This is a genomic window from Mesorhizobium sp. (assembly GCF_005063415.1).
GTDB lineage: Bacteria > Pseudomonadota > Alphaproteobacteria > Rhizobiales > Rhizobiaceae > Mesorhizobium.
The window spans coordinates 1-16072 of record NZ_SUEG01000060.1 but is presented as its reverse complement, the minus strand read 5'-3'; the positions used below and the strand labels follow the sequence as shown (position 1 = coordinate 16072).

The following is a 16072-nucleotide window of genomic DNA, read 5'->3' as shown; positions in this document are numbered from 1 at the left end:
CTCGAGCCTCTGCGGCAATCCGCTTCGGTGCAGTTGCGTCAATCGACTTGAGCGACGAAGAGCGTCTCGAACTTGCCGTCGCGGTATTCCGTGACCACCATCGGGACCGAAAGCTGGCGCTTCTGGCCAAACGACGTCATTCCGACATAGGTCAGCTTGGCATCGCCCTTCAGATAGGGATTGGGCGCCGAGAAAGTGTCGATCGTCTTCTTGAACTCCTCGACATTGTCGATCGCGGCCGGGTTCGCCTTCAGCGTCTCGATGATGTATTCGAGCGCGTAGACCTTGGTGTTGGACTCGTCATTGTATTCGCCGAACATTTTCGTATATCGTTCGACGAACTCCTTCATCGTGTCGGACGCGATTTCGGGCGTCGATGCGCCGCCGACCGAGATGAAGCCGTTGGCCAACTCGCCCGCGCCCTCTTCCAGCACCTTGGCATCCTGCGCCGTTTCGGTGGAGATCAGGCCTTCGTAGCCGAGCTCGCGCGCGGCGCGGATCAGCAGCGGCGCATTGCCCGGCGCGACGCCCGAAAGCACCAGCAGGTCCGGTTTTTGCAAAACGATCGGCGTCAGTACCGGTGTGAAATCGCGGGTATCGCTTTGGTAGACATCCGTGGCAGCCACAACCTCGAGCCCGAGTGCCTTTGCCGCGGCAACACCGCCATCCCGCTGGCTCAGCGGATCGGATTCGTTGGCGGCGACAAAGGCAACTTTTTTCACGCCCCTGTTTTCCATGAGATATTTGTAGATCGCCGGAGCCGACTGGTAGTTGGCGATCATGCCGAGCACGGCGTTGGACGCCGGCGGGGTGTAGAGTTCCTTCGGGAATGCGTAGGGAAAATAGATGATGCCCTTGGATTCTGCCACGGGACGCACCGCCGCCGCGCCGTCGTCGACATTCGGACCGACGACATAGTGGATGCCCTCCTGGGCCATCTTCTCCATGCCGGCGATCGCCCGCTTCGGGTCCTTCTGGTCGTCGAATGTGACGATTTTGATGTCATAGGTCTCGTCACCAATCTTCACACCGCCGGTTTCGTTGATCCAGGCGGCGCGCGTCTGCATCGAGCGGACGTTGGATGTGCCCCACGCAGCGGCCGCGCCACTCGTCACGCCGACAAAGCCGATCTTGAGTTCCTTGTTGGCGGCGTGCACCGCGATTGTGCCGCCGGCCATGATTGCCAGCGCGGAGACGGCGCCGCGCGCCGCGGATGTGATTATTGAACGTCTGTTGATCATTGTTCTTTCCCCTTTGGAGGCCGCGCATTGTTGCGACAGAACTCGACCGATACGCGGACTTTTGTGAGTGAAGGCTCAAATCGATCACCTGTCAACAAAACTTTCTCAGATTGTTGACAATCCTGTGAGCGGCCGTAGACGAAGAACGTAGGACCGACCGCGGTTCGGTGCTTTGCTCGAGAGGTTCGTGGTGTCGGAATTCCTGAAGCTCGCATGGTGGTCAGAGCGACGGGTGTCTTTCTCACGCTACCGGACCAAGGATCAGGACGAGGTCGGCGTCGTGATCGAGGATCGACGCGGTCGGGTCGTCGGTATCGAGGTGAAGGCCTCCGCAACGGTTCCGCAGGACTTTCGGGGGATTGCGCCAGTTGCAGGAAGGAGTCCGCGATCGTTTTGCGCGCGGGCTGGTGCTGCACGACCATCACCGTGTGTGACGCCGTTCGGCGAAAAAATTGCAAGCTGCACCGCCGTCGGTTCTGTGTTCGATGTAAAGTTGCATAAAATGCGGTCTGGAACTTGGGTCGCGAGGTGGTCTAAATAATCCCAGATCGATACGAGCCGAGCCTTCATTGGTCGCGGTGATTTCTGGCAACTTCGCCACCCCCGTAAGCCATCTTGCATTGAACCAGCGGTCCGCCGGCCCGTCATAGGGCAGCCCCGTGACATCCCAGTGGCTGACGAAGCGCGCGTAGGCGTCCCAGACCGGTGGACCGCCGCCGATGAAGACGACACGGCCGGCAAAGCGCTTGAGCGTGTCCTCGGGATCCATACTGGAGCGAACGACGACAAGTTCCCGATCCGCGCGAGCAAAATCCGGAACGCTTGCGATCGTCTTGGGACCGGCGAGCAAGACGTGTCCTCTCGTGACATCGAAAAACCGTGCAACGTCGGCTACGAACTCCGGCCAGCCGAAGCGATATTGGCAAACTGAAACGTCAGAGCGGGCATCGCGCAGATGCCCGCCACCAAGGGTACGGATGCACGCAAGGGACCGAAGAAGCGCCGGCGACCCCCCACCGCTCGAAGAACAGGAGAGGGGCCAATAGTGCGAAAACCCGCTTTCCAAGCCGTTTGCCGATCCAGAAGGACAGCCAGTCCCCCAGTGCCGCGCCAATGGCGGCGGCAAGCCATCACGAAATTCCGGTTCTCCTCAGCAGCGCCACGCGGGCTAACGCTGATCATCGTATGGCCGGCCTGCAGCGCGAATAGCGCTGCCGGCTCGCCCAGGTTCGGTCATCGTCAATCGCCAGATCACGCACGATCAGCACGGGATGGAGCCGGTGAGCGACAGCGCAGGGTTCGGCGTCGTTTTGGCCTTCGGCCTATTGGTGCCCAACTGGCTGGCGATCCGCTATATTGATGTTGTCGCCTGGCTGGCGAGCTTCTGATGCGCACGCCGTTCCACCCCGGTGCGAGGAACGGGAGAGCACCAAGGACGGCGACGAAATAGCAGGGCGGTACAACCCGCCCCAACCGAAGCCGCGTTTCTCGACGACATGGTTACTGTGACAAGACGAACAGGGTATAAGGCTATCAGGCAGCAGACTGGTTGAGGAGCCTCCCACCGTCATGAAGCCGATGAGCGAAGAGCACCTCGCGGTTCTACGCAGGCACATGGTCGAGATGATTGCAATTCACACCGATCTTGCAAGCGAAGAACTTGGCAAGGCGGCGCTCGATGAGCGGGTATTGGCGGCGATGAGGCGGATACCGCGGCACCTCTTCGTGCCAGCATCAGTTGCGCCTTATGCCTACCAAGACATGCCGCTGCCGATCGGCTTTGATAAAACCGTCTCGCAGCCCTTCATCGTTGCTCTCATGACCGATCTCCTTGCGCCGCAACCGCACGAGGTAGTGCTCGAGATCGGCACCGGCCTAGGCTACCAAACCGCCATCCTCGCGGACCTTGCCGGGCAAGTTTGGAGCGTCGAAATCATCGAGGAATTCGCAAGCCATGCCGAGGCTCTCCTGCAGGGTCTCGGCTTCTCCAATGTCGGCATTCGTGTCGGAGACGGGTCTCGCGGCTGGCCTGAGCACGCCCCATTCGACAAGATCCTGGTCACCGCGGCCGCTGAGCGGACACCGCCGGCTTTGCTTGAGCAGCTCAAACCGGGGGGACGCCTGGTCCTGCCCGTGGGACCTGGAGAAGCGCAGTTGCTGACGGTCATCGACAAGGATGCGGCAGGGCAACTGAAGACTCGCAAACTCATCCCGGTTCGGTTCAGCCGTCTCGAAACGGTCTAATGAGGGTGCGGCTGCGCGGAGCCGTGCTGGAAGATCAGGATAACGCGCGCCGCATCGATCACACAGGCGCTGGATGGCATCGCCGATCTTTTGACATCCATGCCGCAACGCTACTCGTCGAGCACGCCCGCAGCCGCCGGTCGCAGCCGCTGGCGATCATGCCGGCGCGGTCGTGTTGCGCGCTTCTCAAAGACCCCTTATCCAGCCTACTGTGTGCCTGCCAGACGGCAAATGGGTCGCTCATCTGGGAAATGACGGCCAAGGGCTCAAGGAATTCGCCCAGTGGCCAACATGTAGCGGGCAGGAGGTAACGATGGATCTCACGGACAGGCGCCTCTGGGTACGGCCTGGTATCCGTGATCGTGGTATTGGTCGTGATTGCGTATGCGGCTGGTTGGTTTGGCGGCACACCGATACCAGCGCCGCTGCAGTGAGAACGATCCTCATTCTCGCTTGGCGGCAGCTGACTGCTCAGTCTCTAAAGGTCGAAGGAAGGGACACCTGATTGGCTGTTTCGCTGGTTCGGCTACCATCCTGACGACGCACAGCCTGGACCGTTTTTGAGGTGGCTTCCGCTCAACATGTTGGTTGATGGACGGACCGGTCCTTGGATCGCGCAATCCGCAGCACTCCGCCGGGTAACTTCGATAATGGTTTCGACACGGACAAACTGCGATCCTACGGAGTAGCCAGGCGCCAGGTCATGCCGGAAGTCGTACACTGGAGCCACAAGGGCCCAACGACCGGGCGGAGAACTCGCATCAGCCCGGCCTTCGGCGGTTTCGAAGCTAAACTGCCACTCGCTTGATCCCGCTGCCCGGCCAGCGATGAGCCGGGCTACTCCAGCACAGACTCTGCCCGTCGATCACCTCGATCGGCACGGACTCCAGACCGACATCGTCGAACAGCCGCGCATTTGACCGCGTTCGCCAAATTAATGGCCGGATCTTTGCGAAGCCTCCGCATTTTCGTGGGGGGAAGCCCTCCCAGCATCATCGTGATTGGACTTCACGATCGGTCGGAGTCACGCTGGCCGCAGGTATAAGAAGGATATGGGTGGGCCAACTATCGTCCGAATAGGAGGCTAAAATGAAGCACCAGACGCTTGAGCAACTGCAGATTGTCGCCGAGATCGATCAGGACTACCTGCGCCAGGCCATGTCGCGCAGCGAACGTCTTGAACGCTGGGCGGAGCTCCTTGAACGGAACCCTGACCGGCGACTCTCGACGCTACACCAGACCGAGTATCAGCCGGTTAGATCACGCGGGGCCATGCGCGGCGACGGCTCGCCGATCTCAGTCGCTTTCGAGGATCCTGTCCTCCGCGCCGCCGGGTTGGAAAACGACAACTACGGCGAAGCGAAGCGGTTCTTCGAACTGACCGACAGGCAATTGCATGAGATCATCTGCTATTGTCATTTCGGCGCGACGGTGAGCGCCGTAACGGCCGCCCGTCACATCCGTGCGGCGATTGCCGGGAGACAGCCCGGCATGTTCGCTCGGATGCGTGAGGCGTTCGTCGGATAAAGCCGGAGCCGTTTCGCAGCATCACTTTTGAAGCGGCTCGCATGGAAAGCCGCCGCCGTAGCGCAGGCAAGCTGCTCGCTGAGGCGATCACCGGTGATGCTTCGCGGCTCGATCTGTTTTCGACCCTAAGCCCGCTGCCGTTCCACGGCGGCACGGCGCTCCGCGGCCCGCTCTATGTGCCTGGCATACTTTGGCACAGCGTGACCGCATCAAACATTGAGTGCAGGCAATGGCAATTTCTGACCCGCAGGATCAAGCCTGCGCAATGAGGCGGAGCGCCGCCACCAACCGACTAACGGCTGATTTCGCGGCGGCGTCCGACTTGATCGATGCTTGAATGTGGTCCGCACGCAATGGCAGCGTGTCTGTCCTTGCCTTGCTCCAAAGCCTGGACGCCGATAGACTTGCCTGCTGTTTCCTCAGCTAATAGATCGATATGATTGCAGGATTAACCGTTTCATATCCCAGGCGCGGCTCCGATTTGTCTTTCGAAATCGCGCTGGAGACAGTTCCGGTTGAACTGCAATCCACCTTTGCTTCCCTGTTTTTCTTGATCGTGCTGCACGACAGGTCGGCGCAGGCCGACGTTACTTCTGTACTGACCACCATCTTTTTCTCGTGCGCAACGGCGGCGGTGGATACGGCAATCACAATTGCCGCGCAAATAATCGTCAATCTCATTGATTTCCCCCTTAGAGCACCGCAAAAGTGTGGTCGACTGCCTTGAGATGCCGGCGAAGACGGTACTCGCGCCTGGCCGGCCCATGCGGCTTTCGACGGCACAAGATTGTAACTACATTAGCTGCAGCGCAAGTAACCATTTCGGACTAGGGAACGGGTTCGCCCTTCGACCGAAAGCGGCTGAGCTGCCGGCGAAAAAGGAGGCGTTTTAGCCGTTCTCGCCGCCGAGCGTCTTCTTGAGAGCGATGCAGTCGATCGCGACTGAATGCTGGGGTACCCTAACTTGCATTTAAAAAAGTGAGTACTCGATTTTGCTGGGGTCCGTTACCCAAATCTAAGATACTAAATCATTTGGATGAGAGGGTGCCTCATGACGATTGGAAAGTGGGAGAATACCGAATTTATTAAGCCGTCGCCGGATTATCGAGGGGAGGCGTCATCGGAGACAATCTACGTAGAAGTCGGACGGGCGCTACATGCTTGGGAACATATAGAACGGTCGTTGCCGTTCTAAAGTCTTTGATGCAAAGACTTTAGTCGTAACGCATCTCGGACCATAGCCCAGTGGCGGAACTAAGTACCTGCCGGTCCCGTTGGCGACCAGTGATAATTTAGAGATAAGGAGAGTTGGTCATGGCTGACGGTCCAACGGTTGTTAACTCAGGCAACGGCACTGCTGTCGCCGTCGTTCTTGCAATTATCGCAATCGTGATCCTGTTGTTGTTCACCGGCGTTATTAACATCCAGGGCGGGGGCGGCGGAAAGAACGTCGATGTAAAGGTTGAAGCGCCCAAGGTCGAAGCGCCAGCCGCACCTGCTCCGGCGAAGCCGGCTGCACCTGCCCCAGCCGCACCCGCTCCGGCAGCACCTGCTAACGGCGGCTAATTATGATGTCGGACATCGGGCCCGGCGGGATGCTCTTCCGGGCTTGATGAATGCGTGGAGGTAGTTGCAAGCGCGGCTTCAGGAGGCCGGCTTACATTTATCGCTATTGAAAACAACCGCCTTTCGGAAGGGCAATCGGCCGGAGCCCATTATGGCGCGGGCGATAGCGATCTGCGCCTCGACTGGGTGCCGTAGACCAGGCTCGCCGCCACCAGGCATTGATCATCGGCCATCGTTTTCCCCACCCTGTCGATCTCGGCGAGCAGCGCTCTCAGTTGAACGATCGTGATGGTTAGGCTGCAGAGCTTCCGATCGCTGCCTGTCGAAGGGCTGTAAGCCGCCATGACCTCAATTTCAACGGGCGTCCACACTCTGGGAGACGTCCCTTACTGGGTCACCGACCTTGATCCATCTGTCGGTGACGATACAACCGAGGCTCATCTTGCCCGCCAATTCAATTCGCGCTGCGCGTGGGTTACGGGGAACATTGCGCGACATGAAAGGAAGCCCTTGCTAGGGCATCCTTCCAGATAACAAGTTAATTTTATTGAGATAAACTTGGTAGCGGGAGAGGGACTTGAACCCCCGACCCCAGGATTATGATTCCCGTGCTCTAACCAACTGAGCTACCCCGCCAGGGCGGCGAAGGCCCGAAATCCAGCTTAAATCGGCAGGCATATCGGCGCGTTCGCCAAGGTCGCGCGGATATAAGGTTGCGAGGCCAAGCCTGTCAAGCATCGAAGTGGCTGCCGCGCCGGCATGTTGCTGGCGCCTAAAGCGTGTCGCGTTCGACCGTCTCATGCGACGCGCTTTGAGTTTCTTGTTTTGATACATGTCGTTATCGCAAAACCGCTGCACACTTTTGCGAGACATGCCTAAAGCTTTGCCGGGCAGACATTTGGGCGCACAGGCCGGGGTTGAGTTCAGCGAGGCACGTCGCTATGTCTCGGCCACGAAAGCCATGGTCAGGAATTGATGAAACCGCGCATTGCAGTCCTCGGTTGCGGATACTGGGGCAGCAACCACATCCGCACCCTCAAGGCGCTCGGCGCGCTGCACGCGGTTTCGGACGTCAACCCTGCGCGTGCGGAGGGTTTTGCCAGCGAGCAGGATTGCCTGGCGATCGAGCCGGAGGCGCTGTTTGCCCGCGACGATGTCGACGCCATCGTCATGGCGCTGCCGCCGCAGTTCCATGCGGACATGGCGGTGCGCGCCGTGCTCGGCGGCAAGGACGTGCTGGTGGAGAAGCCGATCGCGCTGACGGTGGCCGATGCCGAGCGCTCGGTGCAGGCGGCCGCCGACAATGGCCGTGTCTTCATGGTCGGCCACGTGCTGCGCTTCCATCCCGCCTTCGAGACGCTGAAGGCGCTGATCGACAATGGCGAGCTCGGCGAGGTCCGCTACATCCATTCGCATCGGCTCGGCCTCGGCAAGTTCCACACCGAAAACGACGCGTTGTGGGACCTGGCGCCGCATGATCTGTCGATGATCCTGGCCATCACCGGCACCGAGCCGGTCGAGGTGCGCGGCGAAGGCGCTGCCCTTCTCGACAATCTCAGCGACTTTGCGCATCTGCACATGCGCTTTCCCAACGGCCTGCGCGGCCATCTGTTCGCCTCGCGGCTCAACCCTTACCGCGAACGGCGGCTGACCGTGGTCGGCACCAAGGCGATGGCGGTGTTCGACGATGTCGAGCCGTGGGAGCGCAAGCTTGCCGTCTACCGCCACGCGGTGTGGCAGGACAGCGGCCAATGGGCGTTCACCGCCAACGAGCCGTCCTATGTCCCGGTCGGCGAGGGCATGCCGCTGACGCGCGAGCTCGAGCATTTCATCCACTGCATCGAGACGCGGGCCGAACCGCGCACCAGCGGCGAGGAAGCCATCAGGGTGCTGCGCATCCTGACCGCCGGCACCGTCGCCCATACAAGGCCCTAAGAGAAAACGCCGTCTATTCGGCGGGAACCCGCGCCGGCTGGACGGCAAGCCGCGTCAGCATCGCCTCGGCTTCGGCGCCGCGCTCGGAGCGCTCGATGAAGCCGCCGCCGAACACACGCGCCTCGTTGCCGTCGTCGGAGTAGAGCACGCAAGCCTGACCGGGCGCGATGCCGGATTCGCCGTCGACCAGCTCCACCGAAGTGACGCCGGCGCGGTGATGCAGCACGGCCGGGCGCGGCGGCCGCGTCGAGCGCACCTTGGCGAAAAGCTCAAGCCCGGCCGCCGGGATATCGGCCAGCGGGCCATCGCCCAGCCAGTTCATGTTGCGCAAGAAGATCTTGTGGGTCTCCAGCGCCTCGCGCGGGCCGACGACGACGCGGGCCCGGTCGGCGTCGAGATGAACGACGTAGAGCGGCTCGCCCGAGGCGATGCCGATGCCGCGGCGCTGACCGACGGTGTAGCGCAAAATGCCCTCGTGGCGGCCAAGCACGCGCCCGTCTATATGGACGATGTCGCCCGGATTGGCGGCAGCCGGCTTCAGCTTGGCGATGATGTCGGAATACTTGCCCTGCGGCACGAAGCAGATGTCCTGGCTGTCGTGCTTGGCAGCAACCGTCAGCCCCATCTCCTCGGCGATGGCGCGAACCTCAGGCTTCGACAGGCCGCCGAGCGGAAAACGCAGATAGTCGATCTGCGCCTGGGTGGTGGCGAACAGGAAGTAGCTCTGGTCGCGGTCGGCGTCGACCGGCCGGTAAAGCGCGCGGTGGGCGCCATTGGCGCCGGAACGGATGTAGTGGCCGGTCGCCAGCGCGTCGGCACCGAGTTCCTTAGCGGTCGCGAGAAGGTCGGCGAATTTCACCGTCTGATTGCAGGAAACGCAAGGGATCGGCGTTTCGCCGGCGACATAGCTCTCGGCGAACGGGTCGATCACCGCCTTGCGGAAGCGCTCCTCGTAATCGAGCACGTAATGCGGGATGCCGAGCGTCTCGGAGACGCGACGGGCATCGTCGATGTCCTGACCGGCGCAGCATGAGCCGGCCCGGTGCGTTGCCGCGCCGTGGTCGTAAAGCTGCAGCGTAACGCCGACGACGTCGTAGCCCTCACGCTTCAGGAGACCGGCAACGACCGACGAATCGACACCGCCCGACATGGCGACGACGACACGGGTGTTTTCGGGGCGTCCGGGAAGATCGAGGCTGTTCATGGTTCTTTCGTTCTGCGCGGCGCTTCAATGCCAATGGCCGGAATATAGGTCAAGCGTCCCGGCTGCGCCAGCTTTGCCGGGCCGGCTCATTTTTCCTGCCGGATTCAACGCGCTTGCCGGCAGACGTTTCAAATGTCGATGAAAAGGCTAACGCCGCGTTCATGATCCTTACCTAACCATTAGGGTCTGCTTAGGCAAATTTTAAAGCTGTGGCGGTAATGTGGTGGGGATTGGGTCTTTGAGTTTTTTGTAGAGAGTACGATGACCGATCTAATTAGACCGCGAGTCAAATATGTTATCGGGCCAGACGGCAGCCCACTTACCATCGCCGATCTGCCGCCGACAAACACACGTCGCTGGGTTATCCGGCGCAAGGCGGAAGTTGTGGCGGCGGTGCGTGGCGGGCTTTTGAGCCTCGAAGAGGCGTGCCAGCGCTACAAGCTCACCACCGAGGAATTCCTGTCCTGGCAGGCATCGATCGACGAATACGGCCTTGCCGGCCTGCGCACCACGCGCATCCAGCAATACCGGCACTAGGCCGGTAAGGGCGCCGATCCGCGCCCTTACGTTTGCGAGGGGCGAGGATCTGCAATTTCAGACCGTCAGCACCACCTTGCCGATCGGCCTGGTGGCGAGAAAGGCATGGGCGGCACCTGCCTGTTCGAGCGGAAACGCCTTTGCCACGTGGACGGCCAGCTTTTTCGCGTTGATCAATTTGCCGAGCTCCACCAGAGCGGCACGGTCGGGCACTACGGACATGCGCTCGACGCGGATGCCTCGCGTCCTGGCCTTTGCTTTGGTGGCATCGCTGACATCGAGCAGCGACACCAGAACGCCGCCGGCCTTGAGCACTTCCAGCGATTGCTCCGCATGCTCGCCGCCGAACGGGTCCAGAACCAGATCGATGTCGCGGGCCTTCCCGGTGAAATCATCCCTTGTGTAGTCGATCACCTCGTCGGCGCCGAGCGAGCGGACGAAATCGAGCTTTTCCGGGCTGGCGGTTGCGACGACGTAAGCGCCGTGCGCCTTGGCGATCTGCACCGCCAGATGGCCGACGCCGCCGGCTCCGGCGTGGATCAGCACGCGCTTGCCAGGTTCGAGCCGGCCATGGCGGACAAGGCCTTGCCAGGCCGTCAGGCCGGCCAGCGGCAGCGCGGCGGCTTGCGCGTGATCTATGCCTTCAGGTTTCGGCGCAAGCTCATCAGCCGGGACAGCGGCGAGTTCGGCGTAAGCTGCCGCCTGTTTGGGAAAGCGCGTCATGCCGAAGACGGCATCGCCGACCTTGAGGCGGGAGACGCCGGAGCCCAGCGCCTCGACAATTCCCGAAACGTCCCAGCCAAGGACAAAAGGCGGCTCACCAAGCAGCGGATAGTGGCCGCCGCGCACCGCACCATCGACCGGATTGATGCCGGCCGCCTCGATGCGGACGAGCACTTCGCCGGCCTCGGGTGATGGCGCGGGGCGATCGGCAATGACGAGGACGTCGGGTCCGCCGAAGGAATTCTGGATAATGGCACGCATGGAGGCTCTCCTGTGGTTTGATATGCCACTATCATTTGGATAGTCACATTCTATTGTCTAGTATGTACCTTTATGATACATACTCACCTCATGGATAGCGATGATTGTTTCCCTTCTGGTTATGACGCGTTCCGACGGACGTGCCCGTCGCACGCCGTGCTTGAGACGCTCGCCAGCAAATGGGTCTACCTGGTGATCTGTGCGTTGCGCCGGGGCCGGCTCCGCAATGGCGAATTGGCGCGCAAGCTCGAAGGCATCACGCCGAAAATGCTGACGCAGACCCTGCGTATCCTGGAACGCGACGGTCTGGTCCGGCGCGAGGTTTTCCCGGTCATTCCGCCGCGGGTCGAATACGAGCTGACCGAACTTGGCCAGAACCTGGCAGGACTGCTCAATCAGATCAGAGCCTGGTCGGAGCAGCATGTGCCCGACATCAAGAATGCGCGCGCGCGGGCGGCGGAACAGCAAGAAGATCTGGGTGCCTGAGGCGGGCACCGTTCGGTGCGCAGCAATGGCGCTCAAGCGCGACGTGCGTCAAAGCCTTGTTTTCAGCCGATCATGGCGCTGCGGCCGCCGGCTTCCGTGTCGCGCGCCTTGGTGTCGCGCGATTCCAGCATCTCGGCCTTGGAAAGCTCCGCTTCGGCTTCGCTCAGCAATGATTCGGCGACATTTCGCTGCTGGGCGAGGTCGCTTTGCGAATTTCTGAGATTGTCGCGGCGTAGACGTGCCGCTTTGGCGAAGGTCGGATAAGCAAAATGATTGATGTCGGTGATGCCGGCCTTCTTCTCTTCGGCGGCGATCTGAAGTTCCAGCTCTACGGCCATGCGCTCGAATTCGGCGATCATCATGTCGAGCTGCAGCAGCTGCCGCCGCTTCTCGCTCACCTGAAATTGCTTCAGCCGAACGAGGTTTTCACGTGACTTCATGATTCGGTTCTCCCGGAAACGCACACCTGCACATATCGTCCAATTCACCCGGCAAGGCCCAGGCATCACCCGTTTCCACCGGCTTTCCCGGAACTATGGGAAACAAACTCCTAAAGTTTTTTGCCGGCGGTAACCATTCGTTTACGGGCATTGTTAATCATACGGCTCAGGACTTAAGGGCGGGTAAAAATTCTGCTTCTCGTCGCGAAACCTGGCCAACGAGTCCGAAGAGTCACTTAGTCTGGCTTATTAATGTGCCGCATTAACGGTTTGGGTCTGTGATTCGTTATTGGATTCAACAAGGTGTAGAAAGGGGTTAAAAAATCTGATACCGTCATGGGCGGGGAATTAGGTTTTGTTAACCATTCGATGGCAGCCTCTGCTCAGGCAATCACTGCTCCGGTCCTGGACGGGTCGTGAAATGGTCCGGCAGCAGAAAAGGGGAATGAAATGCGCGTTCTGCTGATAGAAGACGACAGTGCAACCGCACAAAGCATCGAGCTGATGCTGAAATCAGAAAGTTTCAATGTCTATACGACCGACCTTGGTGAAGAGGGCGTCGATCTAGGCAAGCTTTATGATTACGACATCATTCTCCTCGACCTCAATCTGCCCGACATGTCGGGCTACGAAGTGTTGAGAACACTTCGCCTTTCCAAGGTGAAGACGCCGATCCTCATCCTCTCCGGCATGGCCGGCATCGAGGACAAGGTGCGCGGCCTCGGCTTCGGCGCCGACGATTACATGACCAAGCCGTTCCACAAGGACGAACTGGTCGCCCGCATCCATGCCATCGTGCGGCGTTCCAAGGGCCATGCCCAGTCGGTCATCACAACCGGCGACCTGGTGGTCAATCTCGATGCCAAGACCGTTGAAGTCGGTGGCCAGCGCGTCCATCTGACCGGCAAGGAATATCAGATGCTGGAGCTGCTCTCGCTGCGCAAGGGCACCACGCTGACCAAGGAAATGTTCCTCAACCATCTCTATGGCGGCATGGATGAGCCGGAGCTGAAGATCATCGATGTCTTCATCTGCAAGCTCCGCAAGAAGCTCGACGCCGCGTCGGGCGGGCAGAATTACATCGAGACCGTCTGGGGCCGCGGCTATGTGCTGCGTGAGCCTGAAGATATCCGGGTCAGCGCCTGAACCAAGGGCGTGATCCCAAAGTGGGCGCCGGTCTTTCGGAAAAGATCCTGGTAAAACAACGAGATAGAGCTCATCCGACTTTCATCGGAATGGAACAGGCTCTGATCAGGCGGCAATCTTCAAGGCGCGGAAGCACTCGAGCAGTTGCGGCCGGTTGAACGGCTTCAGCAGGTAGCCCTGGGCGCCGGCGCGCTTTGCCCGCATGATCGCCCCGACGTCGACCTCGACCAGCGAAATCAAAACTTGCGGCAATACCGGGCTTTCCATGGCGCGCACGCGGCGGATGAGGTCCTGCGCCTGCATGTCCGGCAAGGCGCCGTCGACGACGATGATATCAGGCATGTCGACCGCGCACATCTCGATCGCCTCATGGCCGCTGGCGGCTTCGATCACCATCATGCCGGAACCACCCAGGATACGCCTTGCAACCTTCCTGATGACGCTCGAATTGTCGACGAACATGCAGCGTTTCATTCCCGGACCCTCTTTGCCATGCAGCGAACCGGCAGCGTCGTGGCATCTGCCGGGGAACATAGGCCGATCTGGTAAAGAAGCCGAAAAGCCGTTAGGTAAAATTTTCCTGAAGGTGTTTTAAGCGAAATCTTCTTTCGCAATGCTTCACGCAATCAATCTCCAAGCCGGTCTCACAGATGTTAAGACGACACTGCAAATATGATTTGGAGAAAATACTTCCCCGGCTCTTAGCAGAACTTCAGGCTGCAGAAAGAACGATCTCGTCGGCGGTTGCATGGATCGATATCGTCATGTTGGCTTCGCGGGCCAGGAGCAGGGTGTAATAGGGCTGCACCGAATGCGCGTCGATCGGCTCTTCCGGCCTATGGCCGGAATGCAATTCCAGGAATTTGGGCGGCACGCGCAGCATCGGGCCGCTCGCCGCGAGCGCAAAGCGCGGCTCGGTCTCGAGGTTCTCCAGCGTGACCACCAGCCTGCCGCCGCGCGGAATGGCGGCGTTGGCGACGAGGATGAGGTTGAGCAGCAGCTTGACCTTGTTCTTGGGCAACAGCGCGCGGGTCCCGTTCCAGATCAGTTCCGGCTTCTCGTTCTTCAGGAAGGCGAAGGCCACGGCCTCGGCGTCCCCGGTGTCGATCAGCATGCCGGCGGAACCGGCGGCGCCGAAGGCGATGCGGGCGAATTGCAGGCGGGCGGAAGCGTTTTTGGCGCTTTGGCGGATCAGCTTCATGGCGTCTTCGTCGGCGCCGCCCTCGTCGAGCAGCTCAAGCCCGTTGTTTATGGCGCCGACCGGCGAAATGATGTCGTGGCAGACCCGGCTGCACAGCAGCGCTGCCAGGTCGGGTGCGGAAAGGGTGAAAAGCTCGGCCATCGGCAAAAATCCCTGCAAATTTCACAACACAATGACCGGGCGATCATGATCACGCCTGTCCACACGAATCACGCTCTCTCCCAAGCATTCTGAATACACAGCGCCTGTGCGTGCAGCAACAAATCCAAAATTATGATTGTCGAAAATGGTGTGTTCACGCAGCAGGGTGCTGCGCGGGCGATGCGAAACAGCCTTCGAACCGCCATCTTCATGTGAGAGTTTAATGGTTGAAAAAGGATTACGGCATAGTTTGCCCCTAACAGTCATCCTTAACGGCCGCCAAAGAGCCGTACGGGTGCGAGGCGTCGGCGAAAGTGCTCCCTGACGGAGATTGGAAGCATGGTTTCCCGATTCTACGACCGGACTTTTTTCCGTGTCATCTCAATGACGATCGCCCTGATCGGCCTTGTCGCCTTTTCGGCATCGGCCGCGCGGGCCGACGAATACACCGCACAGGAGATCGTCGATTCCGGTCATAAATTCTTCGGCGCGACATCGGGCGGGCTCGCCACCGTCGTCGAGAAGATTTTCGCCACCTATGGCCTGCCGAACGGCTATCTGCTCGGCGAAGAGGGGTCCGGGGCGCTGATCGGTGGCCTGACTTATGGCGAAGGCACGCTCTACACCAAGAATGCCGGCGACCACAAAGTGTTCTGGCAAGGCCCGTCGCTCGGCTGGGATTTCGGCGGCGAGGGCTCGCGCGTCATGATGCTGGTCTACAATCTCGACGATGTGAGCAGCCTCTATAATCGTTTTGGCGGCGTCGCCGGCTCCGCCTATGTCGTCGCCGGCGTCGGCTTCAACGTGCTGAAGAACAACAACGTGCTGCTCGTACCGATTCGTACCGGCGTCGGCGCCCGTCTCGGCGTCAATCTCGGCTACCTCAAGCTCACCCAGCGCGCGACCTGGAATCCGTTCTGACCTGCATGATGGCGCCACTGCGATTGGACCTGTGATCCCGCGGCCTGAGCTTTGCCGCGGCATACTCTTGCCGTGGCGCCGGATTTCCGTCATGCGAAGATGGCAAAGTCGACCTTTGGCGGTTGCCATGCACAACGGATAGTCATCTTGGTCCAGTCGATCCTGTTCTTTGTCCTCGGCTTTCTCTGCGCGGGCTTCCTGGCGCTGATGATTGCCCCGGCCGTGTGGCGGCGGGCGGTGGCGCTGACGCGCAAGCGCGTCGAGGGCTCGATGCCGTTGACGCTGGCCGAGATCCAGGCGGACAAGGATCGCATTCGCGCCGAGTTCGCCGTTTCGGTGCGCCGGCTTGAAATGACCGTCAAGTCATTGCGCGAGAAGGCCGCCGAACAGCTGGTCGAGATCGGCCGCGACCGCGAAGCCCTCAAGGAATTGGCGGCCGAGCGGCAGGACAAGAACCGGGTCGTCGCCGACCTCACAACCAGAGGCGAGGAGCTTCGCC

The 16072-nt window shown here is 60.4% G+C and carries 16 protein-coding genes, 1 tRNA gene and 4 pseudogenes; 12 read left to right on the top strand and 9 right to left on the bottom strand.

The features are described from left to right. Positions 1-38: 38 nt before the first annotated feature. Complete coding sequence (locus E5W70_RS17225) at positions 39-1241, bottom strand: ABC transporter substrate-binding protein (protein WP_292659988.1); 1203 nt, start codon at positions 1239-1241, stop codon at positions 39-41. A 187-nt stretch (positions 1242-1428) separates the two neighbouring features. On the opposite strand from E5W70_RS17225, the gene E5W70_RS17220 reads away from it, so the two are divergent. Further along, positions 1429-1782: a hypothetical protein gene (locus tag E5W70_RS17220; protein ID WP_366509712.1), complete on the top strand. Its 354-nt coding sequence runs from the start codon at positions 1429-1431 to the stop codon at positions 1780-1782. Positions 1783-1845: 63 nt separating this feature from the next. On the opposite strand, the pseudogene E5W70_RS17215 reads toward E5W70_RS17220, so the two are convergent. Then, positions 1846-2145 (bottom strand): annotated as a pseudogene (locus E5W70_RS17215) (diacylglycerol kinase); the annotation flags it as partial. Positions 2146-2810: 665 nt separating this feature from the next. Between E5W70_RS17215 and E5W70_RS17210 the strand changes: the two are divergent. From E5W70_RS17210 to E5W70_RS17195, 4 genes and pseudogenes are all read left to right on the top strand, one after another. Beyond that, complete coding sequence (locus E5W70_RS17210) at positions 2811-3485, top strand: protein-L-isoaspartate(D-aspartate) O-methyltransferase (RefSeq protein WP_292659987.1); 675 nt, start codon at positions 2811-2813, stop codon at positions 3483-3485. Between the two features lie 661 nt (positions 3486-4146). Further along, positions 4147-4271: pseudogene (locus E5W70_RS17205) on the top strand (IS6 family transposase); the annotation flags it as partial. A gap of 303 nt (positions 4272-4574) precedes the next feature. Continuing rightward, positions 4575-5012: a hypothetical protein gene (locus tag E5W70_RS17200; RefSeq protein WP_292659986.1), complete on the top strand. Its 438-nt coding sequence runs from the start codon at positions 4575-4577 to the stop codon at positions 5010-5012. Between the two features lie 62 nt (positions 5013-5074). Further along, positions 5075-5232, top strand: a pseudogene (locus E5W70_RS17195) (FAD-dependent oxidoreductase); the annotation flags it as partial. Positions 5233-5435: 203 nt separating this feature from the next. On the opposite strand, the gene E5W70_RS17190 reads toward E5W70_RS17195, so the two are convergent. Next, the gene (locus tag E5W70_RS17190; RefSeq protein ID WP_292659983.1) at positions 5436-5693 is read right to left on the bottom strand and encodes a hypothetical protein; all 258 of its coding nucleotides are present in this window, start codon (positions 5691-5693) and stop codon (positions 5436-5438) included. A gap of 633 nt (positions 5694-6326) precedes the next feature. Between E5W70_RS17190 and E5W70_RS17185 the strand changes: the two genes are divergently transcribed. Next, the gene (locus tag E5W70_RS17185; protein ID WP_292659981.1) at positions 6327-6578 is read left to right on the top strand and encodes a hypothetical protein; all 252 of its coding nucleotides are present in this window, start codon (positions 6327-6329) and stop codon (positions 6576-6578) included. 559 nt (positions 6579-7137) lie between these two features. Here the strand turns inward: E5W70_RS17185 and E5W70_RS17180 are convergent. Beyond that, positions 7138-7214: transfer RNA gene (locus E5W70_RS17180), tRNA-Met, on the bottom strand. A 339-nt stretch (positions 7215-7553) separates the two neighbouring features. Here E5W70_RS17180 and E5W70_RS17175 point away from each other — a divergent pair. After that, positions 7554-8513, top strand: a complete 960-nt coding sequence (locus E5W70_RS17175) for a Gfo/Idh/MocA family oxidoreductase (RefSeq protein WP_292659980.1) — start codon at positions 7554-7556, stop codon at positions 8511-8513. 13 nt (positions 8514-8526) lie between these two features. Here the strand turns inward: E5W70_RS17175 and mnmA are convergent, their stop codons facing one another. Next, positions 8527-9717, bottom strand: a complete 1191-nt coding sequence (gene mnmA, locus E5W70_RS17170) for a tRNA 2-thiouridine(34) synthase MnmA (RefSeq protein ID WP_292659979.1) — start codon at positions 9715-9717, stop codon at positions 8527-8529. Between the two features lie 261 nt (positions 9718-9978). Between mnmA and E5W70_RS17165 the strand changes: the two genes are divergently transcribed. Next, positions 9979-10254 carry a DUF1153 domain-containing protein gene (locus tag E5W70_RS17165; RefSeq protein WP_023679563.1) on the top strand — a complete coding sequence of 92 codons (276 nt, stop codon included), beginning with the start codon at positions 9979-9981 and terminating at the stop codon, positions 10252-10254. Between the two features lie 57 nt (positions 10255-10311). Here the strand turns inward: E5W70_RS17165 and E5W70_RS17160 are convergent, their stop codons facing one another. After that, positions 10312-11238 carry an NADP-dependent oxidoreductase gene (locus E5W70_RS17160; RefSeq protein ID WP_292659977.1) on the bottom strand — a complete coding sequence of 309 codons (927 nt, stop codon included), beginning with the start codon at positions 11236-11238 and terminating at the stop codon, positions 10312-10314. Positions 11239-11328: 90 nt separating this feature from the next. Here E5W70_RS17160 and E5W70_RS17155 point away from each other — a divergent pair, with 90 nt between their 5' ends. Next, on the top strand, positions 11329-11724 hold the full coding sequence (locus E5W70_RS17155) for a helix-turn-helix domain-containing protein (protein ID WP_292659975.1): 396 nt from the start codon (positions 11329-11331) through the stop codon (positions 11722-11724). A 62-nt stretch (positions 11725-11786) separates the two neighbouring features. Here the strand turns inward: E5W70_RS17155 and E5W70_RS17150 are convergent, their stop codons facing one another. Then, positions 11787-12164, bottom strand: coding sequence for a flagellar export protein FliJ (locus E5W70_RS17150; RefSeq protein WP_023719275.1), 378 nt, complete (start codon positions 12162-12164; stop codon positions 11787-11789). A gap of 450 nt (positions 12165-12614) precedes the next feature. On the opposite strand from E5W70_RS17150, the gene ctrA reads away from it, so the two are divergent. Further along, the gene (ctrA, locus tag E5W70_RS17145; RefSeq protein WP_006203583.1) at positions 12615-13310 is read left to right on the top strand and encodes a response regulator transcription factor CtrA; all 696 of its coding nucleotides are present in this window, start codon (positions 12615-12617) and stop codon (positions 13308-13310) included. 105 nt (positions 13311-13415) lie between these two features. On the opposite strand, the gene E5W70_RS17140 is transcribed toward ctrA, so the two are convergent. After that, positions 13416-13784 (bottom strand): response regulator, encoded by a 369-nt coding sequence (locus E5W70_RS17140; RefSeq protein ID WP_292659972.1) that lies wholly within the window; start codon positions 13782-13784, stop codon positions 13416-13418. Positions 13785-14022: 238 nt separating this feature from the next. Further along, the gene (gene chpT, locus E5W70_RS17135; protein WP_292659970.1) at positions 14023-14652 is read right to left on the bottom strand and encodes a histidine phosphotransferase ChpT; all 630 of its coding nucleotides are present in this window, start codon (positions 14650-14652) and stop codon (positions 14023-14025) included. Positions 14653-15036: 384 nt separating this feature from the next. Between chpT and E5W70_RS17130 the strand changes: the two genes are divergently transcribed. Together E5W70_RS17130 and E5W70_RS17125 are read left to right on the top strand one after the other, a co-directional pair. Continuing rightward, the gene (locus E5W70_RS17130; RefSeq protein ID WP_292660010.1) at positions 15037-15573 is read left to right on the top strand and encodes an EipA family protein; all 537 of its coding nucleotides are present in this window, start codon (positions 15037-15039) and stop codon (positions 15571-15573) included. 147 nt (positions 15574-15720) lie between these two features. Further along, positions 15721-16072: pseudogene (locus E5W70_RS17125) on the top strand (hypothetical protein); the annotation flags it as partial.